Genomic DNA, 15,967 nt, shown 5'->3' on the forward strand with positions numbered 1-15,967 from the left:
TTAACGTATTGTTATTATTAAAAAAACAACAATTTTAAAAACTAAACCAAAAATACAATAATAAATTAGTAAAACACACGTTAATACAAGACAAAATAACTGCGCAAAACAGCAAAATCATCGATGTATGGTTTAAAAAATAGGGTGAAATACACTTTTTTTTGGTTAAAATGCAAAAAATAGCTTGGTTTGTTCAGTTTAATTATTATATTGCAGCACCAAAAATATTATTAGCTTACTTAAAAGTATGGATATGAAAAAAGTAGTAGCAATCAAGATTTTATTAGTTCTGGCTATTTCTGTAGTTTCAACTAGTTGTAAAAAATCTTCGAGTTCAAAGAATAGTTCTAGAGCGACAGGATGGCAAATCAACTCTAGAGATGGAGGTTTTCAGTACAATACTGACTTCAAAGAACAAGAAACTTCTCCAGGTTTAGTATTTATAGAAGGAGGTACCTTTACAAAAGGTCGCGTTCAAGATGATGTGATGCATGATTGGAATAACAGCCCAAATCAGCAACATGTTCAATCATTTTATATGGATGAGACTGAGGTTACCAATGCTATGTACATGGAGTATTTAGATTGGATTAAACGAGTTTATCCACCTTCGGATGAAAATTTTAGAGCCATTTATCATGGTGCCTTACCAGATACATTGGTTTGGAGAAACCGTTTAGGATTTAACGAAGTGATGACAGAAAACTACCTGCGTCACCCAGGTTATGGTGAATATCCTGTTGTTGGTGTAAGCTGGATTCAAGCTGTTGAGTTTGCTAACTGGCGTTCAGATCGTGTTAACGAATACAACTTAGAAAAAGCTGGCTACCTAAAACGTGATGCTAAAGTTACTGATGTTAATTCAGATCAAACATTTAGTACAGATACTTATATAAACGCACCAACTTTAACATATGGTGGAAATGAAGAAATTATAAACCCAGAAAGAGGTAATAAAAGATTTGCTAGAACGGATGCCGATGGTAACGAAACTAACATTTATGCTACTCGTGAAACTGGTATAATTTCGCCAAAATACAGACTACCAACTGAAACGGAGTGGGAATATGCTGCTTTAGGTTTAAGTGAAATTAGAAGTTACAACCTATACCGTGGGCGTAAAAAATACCCATGGGACGGACAATATACACGTTCTGGAAAACGTAAAATACGTGGTGACCAAATGGCTAACTTTAAGCAAGGGAAAGGTGATTATGGTGGAATTGCAGGTTGGTCTGACGATGGTGCTGATATTACTAATGCTGTAAAGTCATATGAACCTAATGACTATGGTTTATACGATATGGCCGGTAACGTTGCTGAATGGGTTGCCGATGTTTACAGACCTATAGTTGATGATGAGTTTAATGATTTTAACTACTACCGTGGTAATGTTTATACTAAAAACGCCTTAAACGAAGATGGTACTGTTAAAGTTGTTACAGTTGATGATATAGTTTATGATACTTTATCAAACGGAAAAGTTGTTGCCAGAAATTTACCAGGTGAAATCTTAAAAGTTCCTGTTGATGAAAATGAAACGTATTTACGTACCAATTTTGACAGAAGTAATGAGATAAACTTTAGAGATGGTGACAGACGTTCTTCTAGATATTTCGAAAACTTTGGTGATGATGAAGAAGGTGAAAAAGATAATGAAACCCGTAAAATGTACAATTCGCCTAAGCATACCATTACTCGAGATTCTCTTGGAAATATTATTAGAGAATACGACAAAAGAAGTAATAGAACTTCTTTGATTAATGATGAAGTTAGAGTTTACAAAGGTGGTTCTTGGAAAGATAGAGAATACTGGTTAGACCCTGCTCAAAGACGTTACTTCCCACAAGATATGGCTACAGACTACATTGGGTTTAGATGTGCTATGTCTCGTGTAGGATCAAAAAGCAAGAAAAAGAATAAAACAAAAAACTAACATATAGTTTTCTGTTATAAAATATAAAAGTCCTAACGTTTGTTAGGACTTTTTTAATACTTTTAATTTCACAAATAAATCTAATTCAATCTTTTGAAAATAGAACAGCTACATAAACATTTCCTAGAATGTAATTCGGTATGCACCGACACTAGAAAAATTCAAAAAAATGACATGTTTTTCGCATTAAAAGGCGATAATTTTAATGGAAATTCTTATGCTAAAAAAGCTATTGAACTGGGCGCAAAATATGCTATAGTTGACGAAGCAGAATTTGATATTTCAACTGAAACGATTTTAGTGGATAATGTTTTAGAAACACTTCAAAAACTAGCAACGTATCACCGAAATCATCTAAAAACACCTATAATAGCCCTTACTGGAAGTAATGGCAAAACCACGACTAAAGAACTTATCAATACCGTGCTTGCTCAAAAATACAATACAACAGCAACCATAGGTAATTTAAACAATCATATTGGTGTTCCATTAACACTATTATCGATGACAAAAAACACTCAAATTGGTATTGTAGAAATGGGTGCTAATCATCAAAAAGAAATTGCGTTTCTATGTGAAATAGCTCAACCTGACTACGGTTATATTACAAATTTTGGAAAAGCTCATTTAGAAGGATTTGGTGGTTTAGAAGGTGTGATTAAAGGCAAAAGCGAGATGTATGATTATTTAATTACTCATAACAAAACTATTTTTGTTAATGCTAATGATGTTATTCAGGTTAATAAAACTAAGCAAGCAAAAATCTACACTTTTGGGAATTCAGATCAAGATGTTGTGATTAGCTTTGTTGGTGCAAACCCATTTGTGTCTTGTAAGTATAATAAACTAACTATAGAAAGTCAGCTTATTGGCGATTACAATTTTAATAACATAGCTGCTGCAATTACAATTGGGAGCCTCTTTAAAGTCGACCCAAAGTCAATTAAAAAAGCGATTGAAACATATACTCCCAAAAATAATCGCTCACAGATAATTAATTTAGATTCTAATAAGATTATTCTAGACGCTTATAATGCAAACCCAACGAGTATGCAAGCTGCCTTAGGTAATTTTGAAAAGCAATCTGGTTATAAAATTGCTATTTTAGGTGATATGTTTGAACTTGGCAACGAAGCAAAAAAAGAACACCAACATATCGCTGATATAGCTGTATTATTAAACATCGATAAGGTGATTTTTATCGGTGAAAATTTTTATGAAACAAATATAAATTCTAACAAAGCATCTAAATATAAACTGTTTGATGACTTTAAAGCTAATTTCAATATGTCTCAAATAAAAAACTCTACACTTTTAATTAAAGGATCCCGAGGTATGGCTTTAGAACGAGTTTTGGAATTATTATAAAAGTGGGTCATACTGGATTCGAACCAGTGACTTCTACCCTGTCAAGGTAACACTCTGAACCAACTGAGTTAATGACCCTTTTTTAGCTAAGTATAAAATTAAATAAATATAGGAATAAAAAAAGCTTCCATTTCTGGAAGCTCTGTGGGCGCGAAGGGATTCGAACCCCTGACCCCTTGGGTGTAAACCAAGTGCTCTGAACCAACTGAGCTACGCGCCCTCTAATTTGGATTGCAAATATAATCTAGTTTTTAATACTGCAAAAACTTTTTTGAGAAAATTTTAAATTATTTCAGCTACCACAAAAGTACTACCACCAATAAAAATAAAATCATTTGCAGTAGCATTTTGTAAAGCATTTTTATACGCCTCATTAACTGAATTATAAGACGCTCCTTTTAGTTCATGTCTATTAAAAACATCCTTTAATTCCTTAGCATCTAAACCTCGTGGAATATCTGGCTTGCAAAAGTAATAGGTAGCATTTTTGGGCAGTAAATCTATTATTGAATTTAAATCCTTGTCATTTACAACCCCAAAAACGATATGAAGTTTATCAAACGCTTCAAATTTAAACTGGTTAATCACATAGGTTAACCCTTCTTTATTATGACCTGTGTCACATACCACCTTAGGGCTATGATTCAAAATTTGCCATCGTCCTAATAAGCCAGTCGTTTTAACCACGTTCAAAAGGCCTTTTTCTATATGCTGTTTCGAAATTTTATATCCTTTTTTCTGAAGTTCATCTATTGTTTGTAAAACCGTTTTAATATTTTTAGTTTGATAACTTCCTATTAAATCGGATTCATACGTTTTAAAAACATTTTTATCGGCAAAAACTATTTTAGAATTATTTTTTCTAGCTAAATCTTTAAAAACAGCTGTGGTTTCTTTTTGCGTTTCACCTATTACCACCGGTGTATTTGGTTTAATAATCCCTCCCTTTTCAAAAGCAATTGCCTGCAAAGTATCACCCAAAAACTGGGTGTGATCTAAACCAATATTCGTAATTACCGAAACTTCTGGTGAGATAATATTAGTTGAATCTAATCTTCCTCCCATTCCTACTTCAACAACTGCTATATCAACCTTTTGTTTAGAAAAGTAATCAAACGCCATTCCTACTGTCATTTCAAAAAATGATAGTGAATTTGAATTAAAAAAGGATTTATTTCGTTTGATAAACCCAATAACAAATTGTTTGCTTACTTCTTTCCCATTAACTTTAATACGTTCTCTAAAATCTTTTAAATGAGGAGATGTATACAGTCCTACTTTATAGCCAGCATCTTGTAAAATAGACGCAAGCATATGACTTGTAGATCCCTTTCCATTTGTGCCAGCTACGTGAATCGATTTAAAATTATGATGTGGATTGTTAAGATGAGTGGCTAATTTAACTGTATTCGTTAAGTCTTTTTTAAACGCCGATTTACCCTGTTTTTGATACATTGGTAGTTGAGAAAACATCCAATTAACTGTATCCTGATACGTCATTAATTACTGACTTAAATTGAAGTTAACACTAACAAATCCAATTTGTTTTGCAGGTGCTTTAGAGTCTGCTGGCCATTTATGAGATAATGCAATTTTTTTTGCTGGCTCTAATAGGCATTGTGCTGTATTAGTGGTTCCTCGTTGTCCAGGTTCAGCTTTTGTAACATTACCATTTCTATCTACTTCTATTCTAACAACAACCCTTCCAGATTCATTACAATCTTGTTTGATTGTTTTATATGAAGCTCTACCACGACCATTTAAACCATAACCAACACCACCATTTCCTGCACCTTGTCCACCAAAATAACTTGGTGCGTACGGATCTCCATCAAGTTGCCCTTTATCACCTGCTTTATTATCATTTCCTTCACTACCAGAGTCAGTTCCATCAGATTTACTTACACCACCTATTAAGGCATCAAGCTTTTTCCTCTTTTCTTCTTGCTCTCGTTGTTCTTTAGCAATTCTATCAGCTTCTGCTTTAGCTTTGGCATCGGCAATAGCCTTAGCTTTTGCTTCGGCTTCCTTTTGTTTTTTAATTGCTATTTCTTCCGCATTATCTGCGGTTAACACTTCTTCTTTTACTTCAGAAGATGCTGTAGGCTCCGCTTTTGAAGCCTCAGGTTGAGGCGGTTCGTTTATTTCTTGAGGTTCAGACTTAACTGGGTTTTTAGGTTGAATATTCCCTTTACCAAAATCAGTATTTCCAAAGTTTACTGCAACTCCATATTCTTCTGGTGGATCCATATAGGTTGTTCCAACCACAAACAAAAGCAACAGCAATATAATAGCTATTAAAGCTGTTAATTTTGCTGAATTTTTTTCATGTTTTGTTTCGAAGTATTTCATTAATTAGGCTTTACGGCTAATATTACTTTAAACTTATTTCGGTTGGCAATATCCATAACCTTTACAACATTTTCAACAGGCACAGACTTTTCGGCTCTTAAAACAATTGTAGGTTTTTCAACTGAAGATAAAGCAGCTAATAATTCGTTTTCTAAGACGCTTTCACCAACTCGCTTTTGATCTATATAATACGTTAAATCCTTTTTTATGCTTACTGCTACAGACTTTTTATTCTCGGTTTTGCCACTTGCCTTTGGTAACAAAATATCAATGGCATTTGTAGTAACCAGTGTAGAAGCAATCATAAAAAATATAAGCAGCAAAAACACAATATCCGTCATAGACGACATATTGAACTCTGGCGTTACTTTATTTCTTCCTCTAAAATTCATATTAAGTAGGTTCGTTTAAGTGATCTAGAAATTCTAACGAATTCGCTTCCATTTGATACACCACTTTGTCAGTTCTTACAACTAAATGATTGTAGGCCATATATGCTACAATACCTACTATTAAACCTGCTACTGTGGTTGTCATGGCAGTATATAAACCTCCAGCCAAAACATCCATTTCTATACTTCCTCCTGCGTTAGCCAATTCAAATATTGCTAATATCATACCAATTACTGTTCCAAGAAACCCTATCATAGGAGCAGCACCCGATATAGTAGCTAAAATACTTACATTCTTTTCTAGTCCGTAAATTTCTAAACGACCTGCATTTTCAATAGCTGTATTAATATCGGCAAGTGGTTTTCCTATTCTTGAAATTCCTTTACCAATCAATCGTGACACCGGTGTGTTCTGTTGAACGCAAAGTAATTGTGCTGAATCAATTTTACCATTACTAACATGATCTTTAATTTGATTCATGAAATTAGAATCTACTTTTGAAGCCGCTTTTATAGCAAAAATACGTTCAAAGTAAATATAAATAGCAGTAACAAGTAATAAAAATAAAAGAGCAATGATAACCTGTCCTGCAAGACCTCCGCTACTTATTAATTCTATTATTGATAATGATTTTTCAACAGACTCGTCAGATAAGGCTTCAGAGCCTTCTTGAGCATTTTGTAATAATGTATTTAGCATATAATATTAATTTATTGCAACTCTATAACGTTGATTTTACTGATTAAGTATACCATGTTTCATTTTGAATTTATTCAGCAAAACGATTTGTATGTCTTTTCAATTCTAAAAAAAAGTTCTGGTAACCATAAACCCTGCCGCTCCTACTAAAAAGCCAACTAAGGCTAACCATGAAATCTTTTTTAAATACCAGAAAAAATCTATTTTTTCCATGCCCATTGCAACAACACCTGCAGCCGAACCAATAATTAACATACTACCTCCTGTCCCCGCAGAATACGCTATAAAATGCCATAATTCGTTATCGATAGGTTCAGAAAACATTCCCAAACTTGCTGCCACCAACGGCACATTATCAATGACCGCAGAACCTACTCCTAACAAAAGAACAACTAAATCAGAAACTCCTTCGTGGTGTAATTCGGTACCTAGCATTGGCATTGTATCTTGTAATGTAGTGGCAAAACCAAATAAAATCCCTAAAGACTCTAATGCAGCAACTGCCATTAAAATCCCTAAGAAGAATAATATACTTGGTAATTCAATTTTTGACAAGGAATAATGCACGGGGCTATGATGGGCATGAGCGTCACTTTCTTCAGCATGAAACTCTGTTAAACTAAACTTTGAACTACTGTAAATCTCAGCAAATATAGCAACAACACCTAGCGATAGCATCATACCTACATAAGGAGGCAAGTGGGTAATCATTTTAAAAATAGGCACAAAAACAATTGCCCCTAAACCTAAGTATAACATAGTAGAACTAAACTTAGATTTCTTTTTCTCAATCACTTCTTCAACATCTAATTCTCCCTTAAAAACAGGCAAGAATGACGCTATTAATGCTGGAACTAACATACATAATAATGATGGAATAAATAAATATCCTATTAAGTGTCCTGTAGTAACTTTTTTACCTATCCAAAGCATCGTAGTTGTTACATCTCCTATAGGAGACCATGCACCACCGGCGTTAGCCGCAATTATTATTAAACCTGCATACCACAAACGAATATCCCTGTCTTTTACTATTTTTTGAAGAATTGAAATAAGTACAATTGTAGCTGTTAAATTGTCAATAATAGCCGATAATATAAATGCTAGAAAACAAAAAATCCATAAGATTTTCGTTTTCTTCTTAGTTTTAATAAAGTCTTTTATAGTTGAAAAACCATCAAAGTAATCTATAATTTCAACAATTGTCATGGCTCCTAAAAGAAACACGAGTATCTCAGATGTTTTACCCAAATGATGCAATAGGGTTTCTTCCATGATGTGCGTTTTTTCCTCGTGCCCCAGTAATCCAAAGTTTTCTAGTAACGCATGTTTTCCCGAATCAAACCATTGAGGGAAGGTTTCTAAACCCAGAGCAATTAAGGCCCAACAAATAGCCATCATTACTAATGCCGGAATTAATTTATCAATCTTTATACTATGCTCTAAGGTAATGGCTAAATAACCCATTACGAATACTAAAATAATTGCTGATTCCATAAATTTGTTTTTAGATGAGTTGGTTAAGTGCTATCTCAAAAGCGGTAGCACTAATTTCAGTTTTTGATTTATTTTTGTTGTAAATTTTTTCAATTGCTTCTCTAATAGTGTTCGATGTGTCATTAAAAATTGCTTCATCGGTCATTTGTACTCGACGCTCCATAAAATATGCAAATACCCGGGCCATTCCACAATTTGATATAAAATCGGGAATTAAACTCACTCTATAATCCGTATGCTCCATAATGGGTCCGAAGAAAATTTCTTTATCTGCAAATGGCACATTGGCACCGCATGATATCACTTCTAAACCACTATCAATCATTTCGTCTATTTGATTTATAGTAATTAAACGTGATGCTGCACAAGGTGCAAATATTTCTGTTTTAATTGACCAAATTTTTTCATTAATAACATCAAAAGGAATTAAGTTATCAGCTTTTAAAGTATTTCCGTTTTTAGCCAAAAAAAGTTCTGTTATCTCTTCAAAAGTAAAGCCTTCTTCATTTATTAATCCGCCAGCAATATCGATAATACCTACTACTTTTGCTCCCATTTGAGACAAGTAAAATGCAGCGGCAGCACCAACATTTCCAAAACCTTGAATAACGGCACGTTTACCTTCAACATTTCCACCGTACACATTATAATATTGTTTTACAGCTTCGGCTACACCAAAACCTGTAATCATATCGGCAATAGTATATTTTCTGGAAACATTAGGAGAATACGTAGGATTTTCAATAACCTTAATCACTCCTTGTCTTAACTGCCCTATTCTATTAATTTTATCCGCCTCAGTGGGTTTAAAATGCCCATTAAAAACACCTTCTTGCGGATGCCAAACACCACTTTCTTCAGTAATTGGAATTACTTCATGAATTTCATCCACATTTAAATCTCCTCCAGTACCGTAGTAACTTTTTAAAAGTGGTGAAACCGCCTTGTACCAACGTTCTAAAACCCCTTTTTTTCGAGGATCTTTTGGGTCGAAATTTATTCCAGATTTAGCACCACCAATTGCAGGACCAGAGACCGTAAACTTAATCTCCATAGTTTTTGCTAAAGATAAAACTTCATTCATATCGAGTCCTTTTCGCATTCTAGTACCTCCGCCTGCTGCACCACCGCGTAATGAGTTTATCACTACCCAACCTTCTGCATCGGTTTCAGAGTCTTTCCAATTAAAAACAATTTCAGGTTCTTTATTCTCGTATTTTTTTAATAATTCTTTCATTTTTTTATTTATATGATTCGTTTTTAGCTTTCTAATAATTATAGGGTGTATTCAAGGGTAGCTAAAGCTGATTCATAATGAAAGTATTAATTTACTAATGTAACAAATATAAAAAACAAAAATCCTTAAAGATTAAATTTTCATTATTTTTAAGGTAGATATATTTTACCAGAACTATGATTCTTTTTAGCTCCCGTTACGCTTCGTAAACAATTAATTTCATTTCTCAGTTTTAACACACCTAAAAGCCCGAAAATGAGGGCCTCTTTATATTCTATAACTTCATTTTTTGGAATTACAATGGTTTGATTTGAATGTGCTTTTATTCTATTTATAAGGTAAGTATTGTATACACCACCACCAGTAATTAAAACATTACCTTTATTTTTTTTGTTTATTTCAGTTGCTATTTGGATTGACATGTGTTCTACAACGGTTCGTAAAACATCTTTTACATCTAAATTATACGAGTTAATTAAAGCAAATATGTGTTTACTCACCCATTCCAACCCTAAAGATTTTGGATAATTCTCCTTGTAAAAAGGCAATGCATTTAATTGACCAAGCAAGTTTTGATTTATGCTTCCAGTTGCAGATATATTTCCTTCGTCATCATAATCCAATCCCAGTTTCTTTACATAATAGTTTAAAACAATATTTACGGGGCAAATATCATAGGCAATTCTTTCTTTATTTATTTCTGTTGAAATATTTGCAAAACCACCCAAATTCAAGCAATAATCATATTCAGAAAAAAGCAATAAATCTCCAACTGGTACCAAAGGCGCACCTTGACCACCTAATTCTACATCTTGGACTCTAAAGTCGCAAACAACTGTTTCCTTTAATAATTCTGCCAAAAGCGGTTTGTTTCCGATCTGATAGGTTAATTTATTTTCTGGTTGATGTAAAGCAGTATGCCCATGAGAACATATGGCATCAATTTGCTGAATATTATTTTTTTTGATAAAATTTTTAATAATAGTAGCTAAATGTCTCGTGTAATCGTCATCTATTCGCTCTAATTTTTCAATCGGAGAAGACACCAAACCCCTTAATGTTTCAAACCAAGTACTGCCATATGAAACCGTTTCAGAATGAATAATCTCAAATTGCCACGAATTATCAACCTTAAAATTCACAAAAACCAAATCAATACCATCTAAAGAGGTACCAGACATGACTCCTATAACATTGTATTCGGTTTTTATCATTTGGGGTAAAAATAATAATCCATATTGAAAAATTCACACTAAAAAGCTATATTTGTACACATTTTTTATCAAAATATCAATTTATTTACGAATTATGAATTTTAGCCTTTCTGAAGAACATATAATGATACGCGATGCGGCTCGCGATTTTGCCCAAACTGAACTACTCCCAGGTGTTATTGAACGCGATGAAAAACAACAATTCCCAAAAGAGCTTGTGAAAAAAATGGGCGATTTAGGATTTATGGGAATTATGGTAGACCCTAAATATGGTGGTAGCGGAATGGATGCAATATCATATGTTCTTATTATGGAAGAACTTTCTAAGGTTGACGCTTCGGCATCTGTTATAGTTTCAGTAAATAATTCTTTAGTATGTTATGGCATAGAAGCATACGGAAGTGAAGAACAAAAACAAAAATACTTAACCAAATTAGCGACTGGAGAATATGTAGGTGCCTTTTGCTTAAGTGAACCTGAAGCAGGTAGCGATGCAACATCTCAAAAGACTACTGCTATTGACAAAGGAGATCATTACATTTTAAACGGAACAAAAAACTGGATTACTAATGGTGGTCGTGCGGATGTATATTTAGTTATTGCGCAAACCGATAGAGACAAAGGCTCTCATGGAATAAATGCTTTTATTTTGGAAAAAGGAATGGAAGGCTTCCATATAGGTCCTAAGGAAGATAAATTAGGAATTCGTGGAAGCGACACCCATACGTTACAGTTTAATGACGTTAAAGTACCCAAAGAAAACAGAATTGGAGCAAACGGTTCTGGTTTTAGATTTGCTATGAAAACCTTATCAGGTGGTCGAATAGGTATTGCCTCTCAAGCTTTAGGAATAGCTTCGGGAGCTTATGAATTAGCTCTTAAATACTCCAAAGAGCGCAAAGCGTTTGGAACAGAAATTTGCAACCACCAAGCCATTGCATTTAAATTAGCCGATATGTATACCGATATAGAAGCGGCTAGAATGCTTGTTATGAAAGCTGCTTGGGATAAAGATCAAGGTAATAATTACGATAAATCGAGTGCCATGGCTAAGTTATATGCTTCAAAAGTTGCTATGGAACATACGGTTGAGGCAGTTCAAATTCATGGTGGTAACGGATTTGTAAAAGAATACCATGTTGAGCGTTTAATGCGTGATGCCAAAATTACTCAGATATACGAAGGGACTTCAGAAATACAAAAGATAGTGATTTCAAGAAGTTTAATTAAAGAATAAAATTTGTAAGTGACTAACATTCAAATTTATAAGGAAGGGTTCATTTTTAATGACCCTTTTTTTTGTTAAGTATTATCATTCTTTTCGACTTTAATTAAATAGATTTTTATCTTTAGGAAAATTATATTTTATGCAAAAAACATATTATGATCCAGCCGATTTAAAAAAATTTGGAAAAATAAGTGAATGGAATCAGGAGTTAGGTGATAAATTTTTTGAATATTACGGAAAAGTGTTTGAAGAAGGGTCTCTTTCAGCTCGTGAAAAATCATTAATAGCGTTGGCCGTTGCTCATACCATCCAGTGCCCTTATTGTATTGATGCATATACTGGAGATGGTTTACAACGTGGTATTACTAAAGAAGAAATGATGGAAGCCTTACATGTTGCAGCAGCTATTCGAGGTGGTGCTTCATTAGTACATGGTGTGCAAATGATGAATAAAGTGAATAAATTAGAAATGTAAATAGCCTCTTATTTCAATAGAAAAATTAGAGATTATTTATCCAAATCAAAATATGATAACAAAGTCCCTACATAAACGTGAAAGCGCATTAGCAAAAAGTAAAAAACAACTTGAAATTCTTTCTAACGGTATTTTTCAAAACGGCGAATTACCAACTTTTAAAAATAAAATTGCCGAATCTGGTCAATTTCCGCTCACAGCAAAAAAATTAGAAATTCTCCAAATTAATGTTGGTTACATGTGTAATCAAGTCTGTTCTCATTGTCATGTTGATGCGGGTCCAGACCGAAAGGAAATTATGACACGTGAAACCATGCAACAATGTTTGGACGTTATAAAAAATACGGGCGCTCACACCTTAGATTTAACTGGTGGTGCTCCAGAAATGAACCCCAATTTCAGGTGGTTTGTTGAAGAAGCCGCAAAAGTTGGTATTAAAGATTTTATTGTGCGCTCCAATTTAACCATTATTCGAGCCAATAAAAAGTATTACGATTTACCAGAGTTTTTCAAAAAATATAACATTCATGTGGTGAGCTCTATGCCACATTGGACACGTGGAAAAACTGATAAACAAAGAGGTGATGGAGTTTTTGACGCTTCTATTCAAGCCTTAAAAATGCTTAATAGTGTTGGTTATGGAATGCCCGATAGTGACCTAAAATTAGATTTAGTATACAATCCATCTGGAGCTTTCTTGCCAGCAAATCAAGCCTCTTTAGAAAAAGATTTCAAAAGGGCTTTAAAGGATGATTTTGATATTCAATTTCACAATCTATTTGCCATAACTAATTTACCGATTTCTCGATTTTTAGACTATTTAATTGCTTCAGAAAATTACGAAGACTACATGTATGCTTTAGTTGAAGCTTACAACCCTACTGCTGTTAAAAGTGTCATGTGTACCAATACCATTTCAGTAAGTTGGGATGGCTATTTGTATGATTGTGATTTTAATCAAATGTTAGAATTGCCTGTAAATAGTAAAGTGAAACACATCTCAGATTATAACGAAGAACTTTTAGAAGGCAGGAATATTGTCATTTCTCAACATTGTTATGGTTGTACTGCTGGTGCAGGAAGTAGTTGTCAAGGTTCCGTTGCTTAAAAATAAATATGAATAAAGAACTACTCATAGTTTTTGTTAAGAACATAAAACTTGGAAAGGTAAAAACAAGACTTGCTAAAACCATTGGTGACCATGGTGCTTTTGAAGTTTATAAGGAACTTGTGACCGTTACAGAGAATGCTACCAAAAGTATTTCGGCTGATGTACAAATACATTTTTCGGATGCAGTGGTTGAAACCAAGTGGAAAGATGTTTATAAAACAGTGCAAGTTGGAAACGATTTAGGTGAGCGTATGAAAAATGCTTTTCTAAAAGGGTTTGCCAAAGGTTACGTTCGCATCGTATTAATAGGTTCAGACTTACCAGATATTAATAAGCATCATATTGAAAATGGTTTAAATAGTTTAAAAAAAAACGATGTTGTTTTTGGTCCTGCCGAAGACGGTGGATATTACTTAGTTGGGCTTACCAAAATGCATAACTTTATTTTTGAAAACAAACCGTGGAGCGAGTTTAATTTACTAGAAGAAACAATAAAAGAGTTAACTCAAAAAAACATAAAATTTTCTACGCTAGAAACACTAAATGATATTGACACGTTTGAAGATTTAATAGCTTCAAACTTTTACAAATCAAACTTAAAATTACAAGAAAAAATAAAACAATTAAATGATTAAGTTTATTGAAGAAACAGTTGAATACCTCAATCAAAAGGGATTCGACAAACCAGAAATAGGAATTATTTTAGGTACCGGATTAGGGCAACTTATAAACGAAATAGATATAATAAAGGAAGTAAGTTATAATCACATCCCTAACTTCCCTACTGCAACAGTAGAGTTTCATAAAGGGAAGCTTGTATATGGTAATTTAGCTGGTAAAAAAGTAGTGGTTATGCAAGGACGTTTCCATATTTATGAAGGCTATACACTACAAGATGTTACTTATCCCGTTCGTATTATGGAAAAGCTTGGAATTCATACCTTATTAGTTTCTAACGCTGCTGGGGCTATAAATTTAGATTTCAAAAAAGGAGAACTCATGCTTATTGAAGACCATATAAATCTTCAAGGAAGCTCGCCATTAGCTTTCAAAGGCGTAGAACATTTAGGTGAACGTTTTGCAGATATGAGTGCCCCATATGACAATGAAATCAATACAACATTTAAAAAAATAGCTAAAATCCATAATATCAAGTTGCATGAAGGAGTTTATGCTAGTGTTGTTGGACCACAATTAGAAACCAGAGCAGAGTACCGTATGCTAAAAATTATAGGCGCCGACGCTGTGGGAATGAGTACAGTTCCAGAAATAATTGTAGCGAACCATTTAAAATTAAAGGCAGCAGCCGTGTCAGTTTTAACCGATGAGTGCGACCCAGACAATTTAAAGCCTGTTGACATTCAAGATATAATTGCCAACGCAGTAAAGGCTGAACCAAACATGATTACTTTATTCAAAGAATTGATAAAAACATTATAACGCATTTATTCGTCGTTATAGTAAAAAAATTAAAAAATGAGCTATTTAGAAACCACTCACGATGTATACAAAGAAGCAGCATTAACACCCGATATTGGTTTATGTTGTACCACCAACCCTATTTGGGAATTGCCAGGGTTAAAAATTCCTAAAATCATGCAAGAAATGAATTATGGTTGTGGTTCTACGGTACATGCACGCGATTTAACCAACAATCCAAAAATGTTATATGTTGGTGTTGGTGGCGGTATGGAATTGCTGCAATTCTCATATTTCAATCGCCAAAAAGGAGGCGTAATAGGCGTTGATGTTGTTGATGAAATGCTTGAAGCTTCGCGTAAAAACTTTATTGAAGCTGAAGCACAAAACGAATGGTTTAAATCTGAGTTTGTAGAGCTTAAAAAAGGGGATGCTCTAAACTTACCTGTTGAGGATAACAGTATTGATGTTGCGGCACAAAATTGTTTATTCAATATTTTTAAAGCTGATGATTTAAAAAAAGCAATTGCAGAGATGTACCGTGTTTTAAAACCTCACGGACGTTTGGTGATGAGCGACCCAACTTGTGAACAACCCATGAATGATAATTTACGAAATGATGATAGGTTACGTGCTTTATGTTTAAGCGGTAGTTTACCAATTGCGGAATATGTTAAAATGTTAACCGATACTGGTTTTGGAACTATTGAAATTCGTGCACGTAAACCTTACAGAATTCTAGATCCGAAGCATTATGATACCGATGAGTTAATCTATATAGAATCCATAGAAGTTGCAGCTATAAAAGACCCAATGCCTGCTGATGGCCCATGTGTTTTTACAGGGAAAGCAGCAATTTATTTTGGTGATGAATCCTACATTGATGATAATAACGGGCACATTTTATTAAAAAATCAGCCCTTAGCCGTTTGCGATAAAACAGCTAGTGCGTTGGCTTCATTAAACAGAGGTGATATTTTTATTAGCGAATCAACCTATCATTACGATGGTGGAGGCTGTTGTTAGGCGATAATCGCC

15 protein-coding genes and 2 tRNA genes are annotated in these 15,967 nt (G+C 33.8%); 8 read left to right on the plus strand and 9 right to left on the minus strand.

The window, feature by feature from the left end; all coding sequences use genetic code 11:
- Positions 1–247 precede the first annotated feature (247 nt).
- Both gldJ and L3X39_RS11225 read left to right on the plus strand, forming a co-directional pair.
- Positions 248–1,936: a gliding motility lipoprotein GldJ gene (gldJ, locus tag L3X39_RS11220; protein WP_237231877.1), complete on the plus strand. Its 1,689-nt coding sequence runs from the start codon at positions 248–250 to the stop codon at positions 1,934–1,936.
- A 93-nt stretch (positions 1,937–2,029) separates the two neighbouring features.
- Positions 2,030–3,304: a UDP-N-acetylmuramoyl-tripeptide--D-alanyl-D-alanine ligase gene (locus L3X39_RS11225; protein WP_237231878.1), complete on the plus strand. Its 1,275-nt coding sequence runs from the start codon at positions 2,030–2,032 to the stop codon at positions 3,302–3,304.
- A gap of 3 nt (positions 3,305–3,307) precedes the next feature.
- On the opposite strand, the gene L3X39_RS11230 is transcribed toward L3X39_RS11225, so the two are convergent.
- From L3X39_RS11230 to L3X39_RS11270, 9 genes are all read right to left on the minus strand, one after another.
- A tRNA-Val gene (locus tag L3X39_RS11230) sits at positions 3,308–3,382 on the minus strand.
- Positions 3,383–3,449: 67 nt separating this feature from the next.
- Positions 3,450–3,524, minus strand: a tRNA-Val gene (locus tag L3X39_RS11235).
- Positions 3,525–3,586: 62 nt separating this feature from the next.
- Positions 3,587–4,804: a bifunctional folylpolyglutamate synthase/dihydrofolate synthase gene (locus L3X39_RS11240; protein ID WP_237231879.1), complete on the minus strand. Its 1,218-nt coding sequence runs from the start codon at positions 4,802–4,804 to the stop codon at positions 3,587–3,589.
- 3 nt (positions 4,805–4,807) lie between these two features.
- Positions 4,808–5,656 (minus strand): energy transducer TonB, encoded by an 849-nt coding sequence (locus L3X39_RS11245; RefSeq protein WP_237231880.1) that lies wholly within the window; start codon positions 5,654–5,656, stop codon positions 4,808–4,810.
- Complete coding sequence (locus L3X39_RS11250; RefSeq protein ID WP_237231881.1) at positions 5,656–6,048, minus strand: ExbD/TolR family protein; 393 nt, start codon at positions 6,046–6,048, stop codon at positions 5,656–5,658. The genes L3X39_RS11245 and L3X39_RS11250 overlap by 1 nt, the downstream gene beginning before the upstream one ends.
- A gap of 1 nt (position 6,049) precedes the next feature.
- Positions 6,050–6,748 (minus strand): MotA/TolQ/ExbB proton channel family protein, encoded by a 699-nt coding sequence (locus tag L3X39_RS11255; protein ID WP_237231882.1) that lies wholly within the window; start codon positions 6,746–6,748, stop codon positions 6,050–6,052.
- Positions 6,749–6,853: 105 nt separating this feature from the next.
- The gene (nhaD, locus tag L3X39_RS11260) at positions 6,854–8,245 is read right to left on the minus strand and encodes a sodium:proton antiporter NhaD (RefSeq protein WP_237231883.1); all 1,392 of its coding nucleotides are present in this window, start codon (positions 8,243–8,245) and stop codon (positions 6,854–6,856) included.
- A 10-nt stretch (positions 8,246–8,255) separates the two neighbouring features.
- Entirely contained in the window at positions 8,256–9,482 is a 1,227-nt protein-coding gene (locus tag L3X39_RS11265; protein WP_237231884.1) for a Glu/Leu/Phe/Val dehydrogenase dimerization domain-containing protein, read from the minus strand.
- Between the two features lie 149 nt (positions 9,483–9,631).
- Positions 9,632–10,696, minus strand: a complete 1,065-nt coding sequence (locus tag L3X39_RS11270; protein ID WP_237231885.1) for an anhydro-N-acetylmuramic acid kinase — start codon at positions 10,694–10,696, stop codon at positions 9,632–9,634.
- Positions 10,697–10,790: 94 nt separating this feature from the next.
- On the opposite strand from L3X39_RS11270, the gene L3X39_RS11275 reads away from it, so the two are divergent.
- The 6 genes from L3X39_RS11275 to arsM all read left to right on the plus strand — a co-directional run bounded on the left by L3X39_RS11275 (position 10,791) and on the right by arsM (position 15,955).
- Positions 10,791–11,933, plus strand: coding sequence for an acyl-CoA dehydrogenase (locus L3X39_RS11275; RefSeq protein ID WP_237231886.1), 1,143 nt, complete (start codon positions 10,791–10,793; stop codon positions 11,931–11,933).
- A 130-nt stretch (positions 11,934–12,063) separates the two neighbouring features.
- The gene (locus L3X39_RS11280; protein ID WP_237231887.1) at positions 12,064–12,399 is read left to right on the plus strand and encodes an arsenosugar biosynthesis-associated peroxidase-like protein; all 336 of its coding nucleotides are present in this window, start codon (positions 12,064–12,066) and stop codon (positions 12,397–12,399) included.
- Positions 12,400–12,451: 52 nt separating this feature from the next.
- Positions 12,452–13,507: an arsenosugar biosynthesis radical SAM (seleno)protein ArsS gene (arsS, locus tag L3X39_RS11285; RefSeq protein WP_237231888.1), complete on the plus strand. Its 1,056-nt coding sequence runs from the start codon at positions 12,452–12,454 to the stop codon at positions 13,505–13,507.
- An 8-nt stretch (positions 13,508–13,515) separates the two neighbouring features.
- A complete protein-coding gene (locus L3X39_RS11290; RefSeq protein WP_237231889.1) occupies positions 13,516–14,145 on the plus strand; it encodes a TIGR04282 family arsenosugar biosynthesis glycosyltransferase in 630 nt (209 codons plus the stop codon).
- Positions 14,138–14,950 carry a purine-nucleoside phosphorylase gene (locus tag L3X39_RS11295; RefSeq protein ID WP_237231890.1) on the plus strand — a complete coding sequence of 271 codons (813 nt, stop codon included), beginning with the start codon at positions 14,138–14,140 and terminating at the stop codon, positions 14,948–14,950. The genes L3X39_RS11290 and L3X39_RS11295 overlap by 8 nt, the downstream gene beginning before the upstream one ends.
- 36 nt (positions 14,951–14,986) lie before the next feature.
- Positions 14,987–15,955, plus strand: a complete 969-nt coding sequence (gene arsM / locus L3X39_RS11300) for an arsenosugar biosynthesis arsenite methyltransferase ArsM (protein ID WP_237231891.1) — start codon at positions 14,987–14,989, stop codon at positions 15,953–15,955.
- Positions 15,956–15,967 lie beyond the last annotated feature (12 nt).

Source organism: Flaviramulus multivorans (assembly GCF_021728415.1).
GTDB classification, from domain to species: Bacteria; Bacteroidota; Bacteroidia; order Flavobacteriales; family Flavobacteriaceae; genus Sabulilitoribacter; species Sabulilitoribacter multivorans.

What these genes read in the sequence shown, in the direction of transcription:
- gldJ (WP_237231877.1), top strand. Translation starts at nt 248, where the DNA reads ATGGATATGAAAAAAGTAGTAGCAATCAAGATTTTATTAGTTCTGGCT.
- L3X39_RS11240 (WP_237231879.1), bottom strand. Translation starts at nt 4,804, where the DNA reads ATGACGTATCAGGATACAGTTAATTGGATGTTTTCTCAACTACCAATG.
- L3X39_RS11245 (WP_237231880.1), bottom strand. Translation starts at nt 5,656, where the DNA reads ATGAAATACTTCGAAACAAAACATGAAAAAAATTCAGCAAAATTAACA.
- L3X39_RS11250 (WP_237231881.1), bottom strand. Translation starts at nt 6,048, where the DNA reads ATGAATTTTAGAGGAAGAAATAAAGTAACGCCAGAGTTCAATATGTCG.
- L3X39_RS11255 (WP_237231882.1), bottom strand. Translation starts at nt 6,748, where the DNA reads ATGCTAAATACATTATTACAAAATGCTCAAGAAGGCTCTGAAGCCTTA.
- nhaD (WP_237231883.1), bottom strand. Translation starts at nt 8,245, where the DNA reads ATGGAATCAGCAATTATTTTAGTATTCGTAATGGGTTATTTAGCCATT.
- L3X39_RS11265 (WP_237231884.1), bottom strand. Translation starts at nt 9,482, where the DNA reads ATGAAAGAATTATTAAAAAAATACGAGAATAAAGAACCTGAAATTGTT.
- L3X39_RS11270 (WP_237231885.1), bottom strand. Translation starts at nt 10,696, where the DNA reads ATGATAAAAACCGAATACAATGTTATAGGAGTCATGTCTGGTACCTCT.
- L3X39_RS11275 (WP_237231886.1), top strand. Translation starts at nt 10,791, where the DNA reads ATGAATTTTAGCCTTTCTGAAGAACATATAATGATACGCGATGCGGCT.
- L3X39_RS11280 (WP_237231887.1), top strand. Translation starts at nt 12,064, where the DNA reads ATGCAAAAAACATATTATGATCCAGCCGATTTAAAAAAATTTGGAAAA.
- arsS (WP_237231888.1), top strand. Translation starts at nt 12,452, where the DNA reads ATGATAACAAAGTCCCTACATAAACGTGAAAGCGCATTAGCAAAAAGT.
- L3X39_RS11290 (WP_237231889.1), top strand. Translation starts at nt 13,516, where the DNA reads ATGAATAAAGAACTACTCATAGTTTTTGTTAAGAACATAAAACTTGGA.
- L3X39_RS11295 (WP_237231890.1), top strand. Translation starts at nt 14,138, where the DNA reads ATGATTAAGTTTATTGAAGAAACAGTTGAATACCTCAATCAAAAGGGA.
- arsM (WP_237231891.1), top strand. Translation starts at nt 14,987, where the DNA reads ATGAGCTATTTAGAAACCACTCACGATGTATACAAAGAAGCAGCATTA.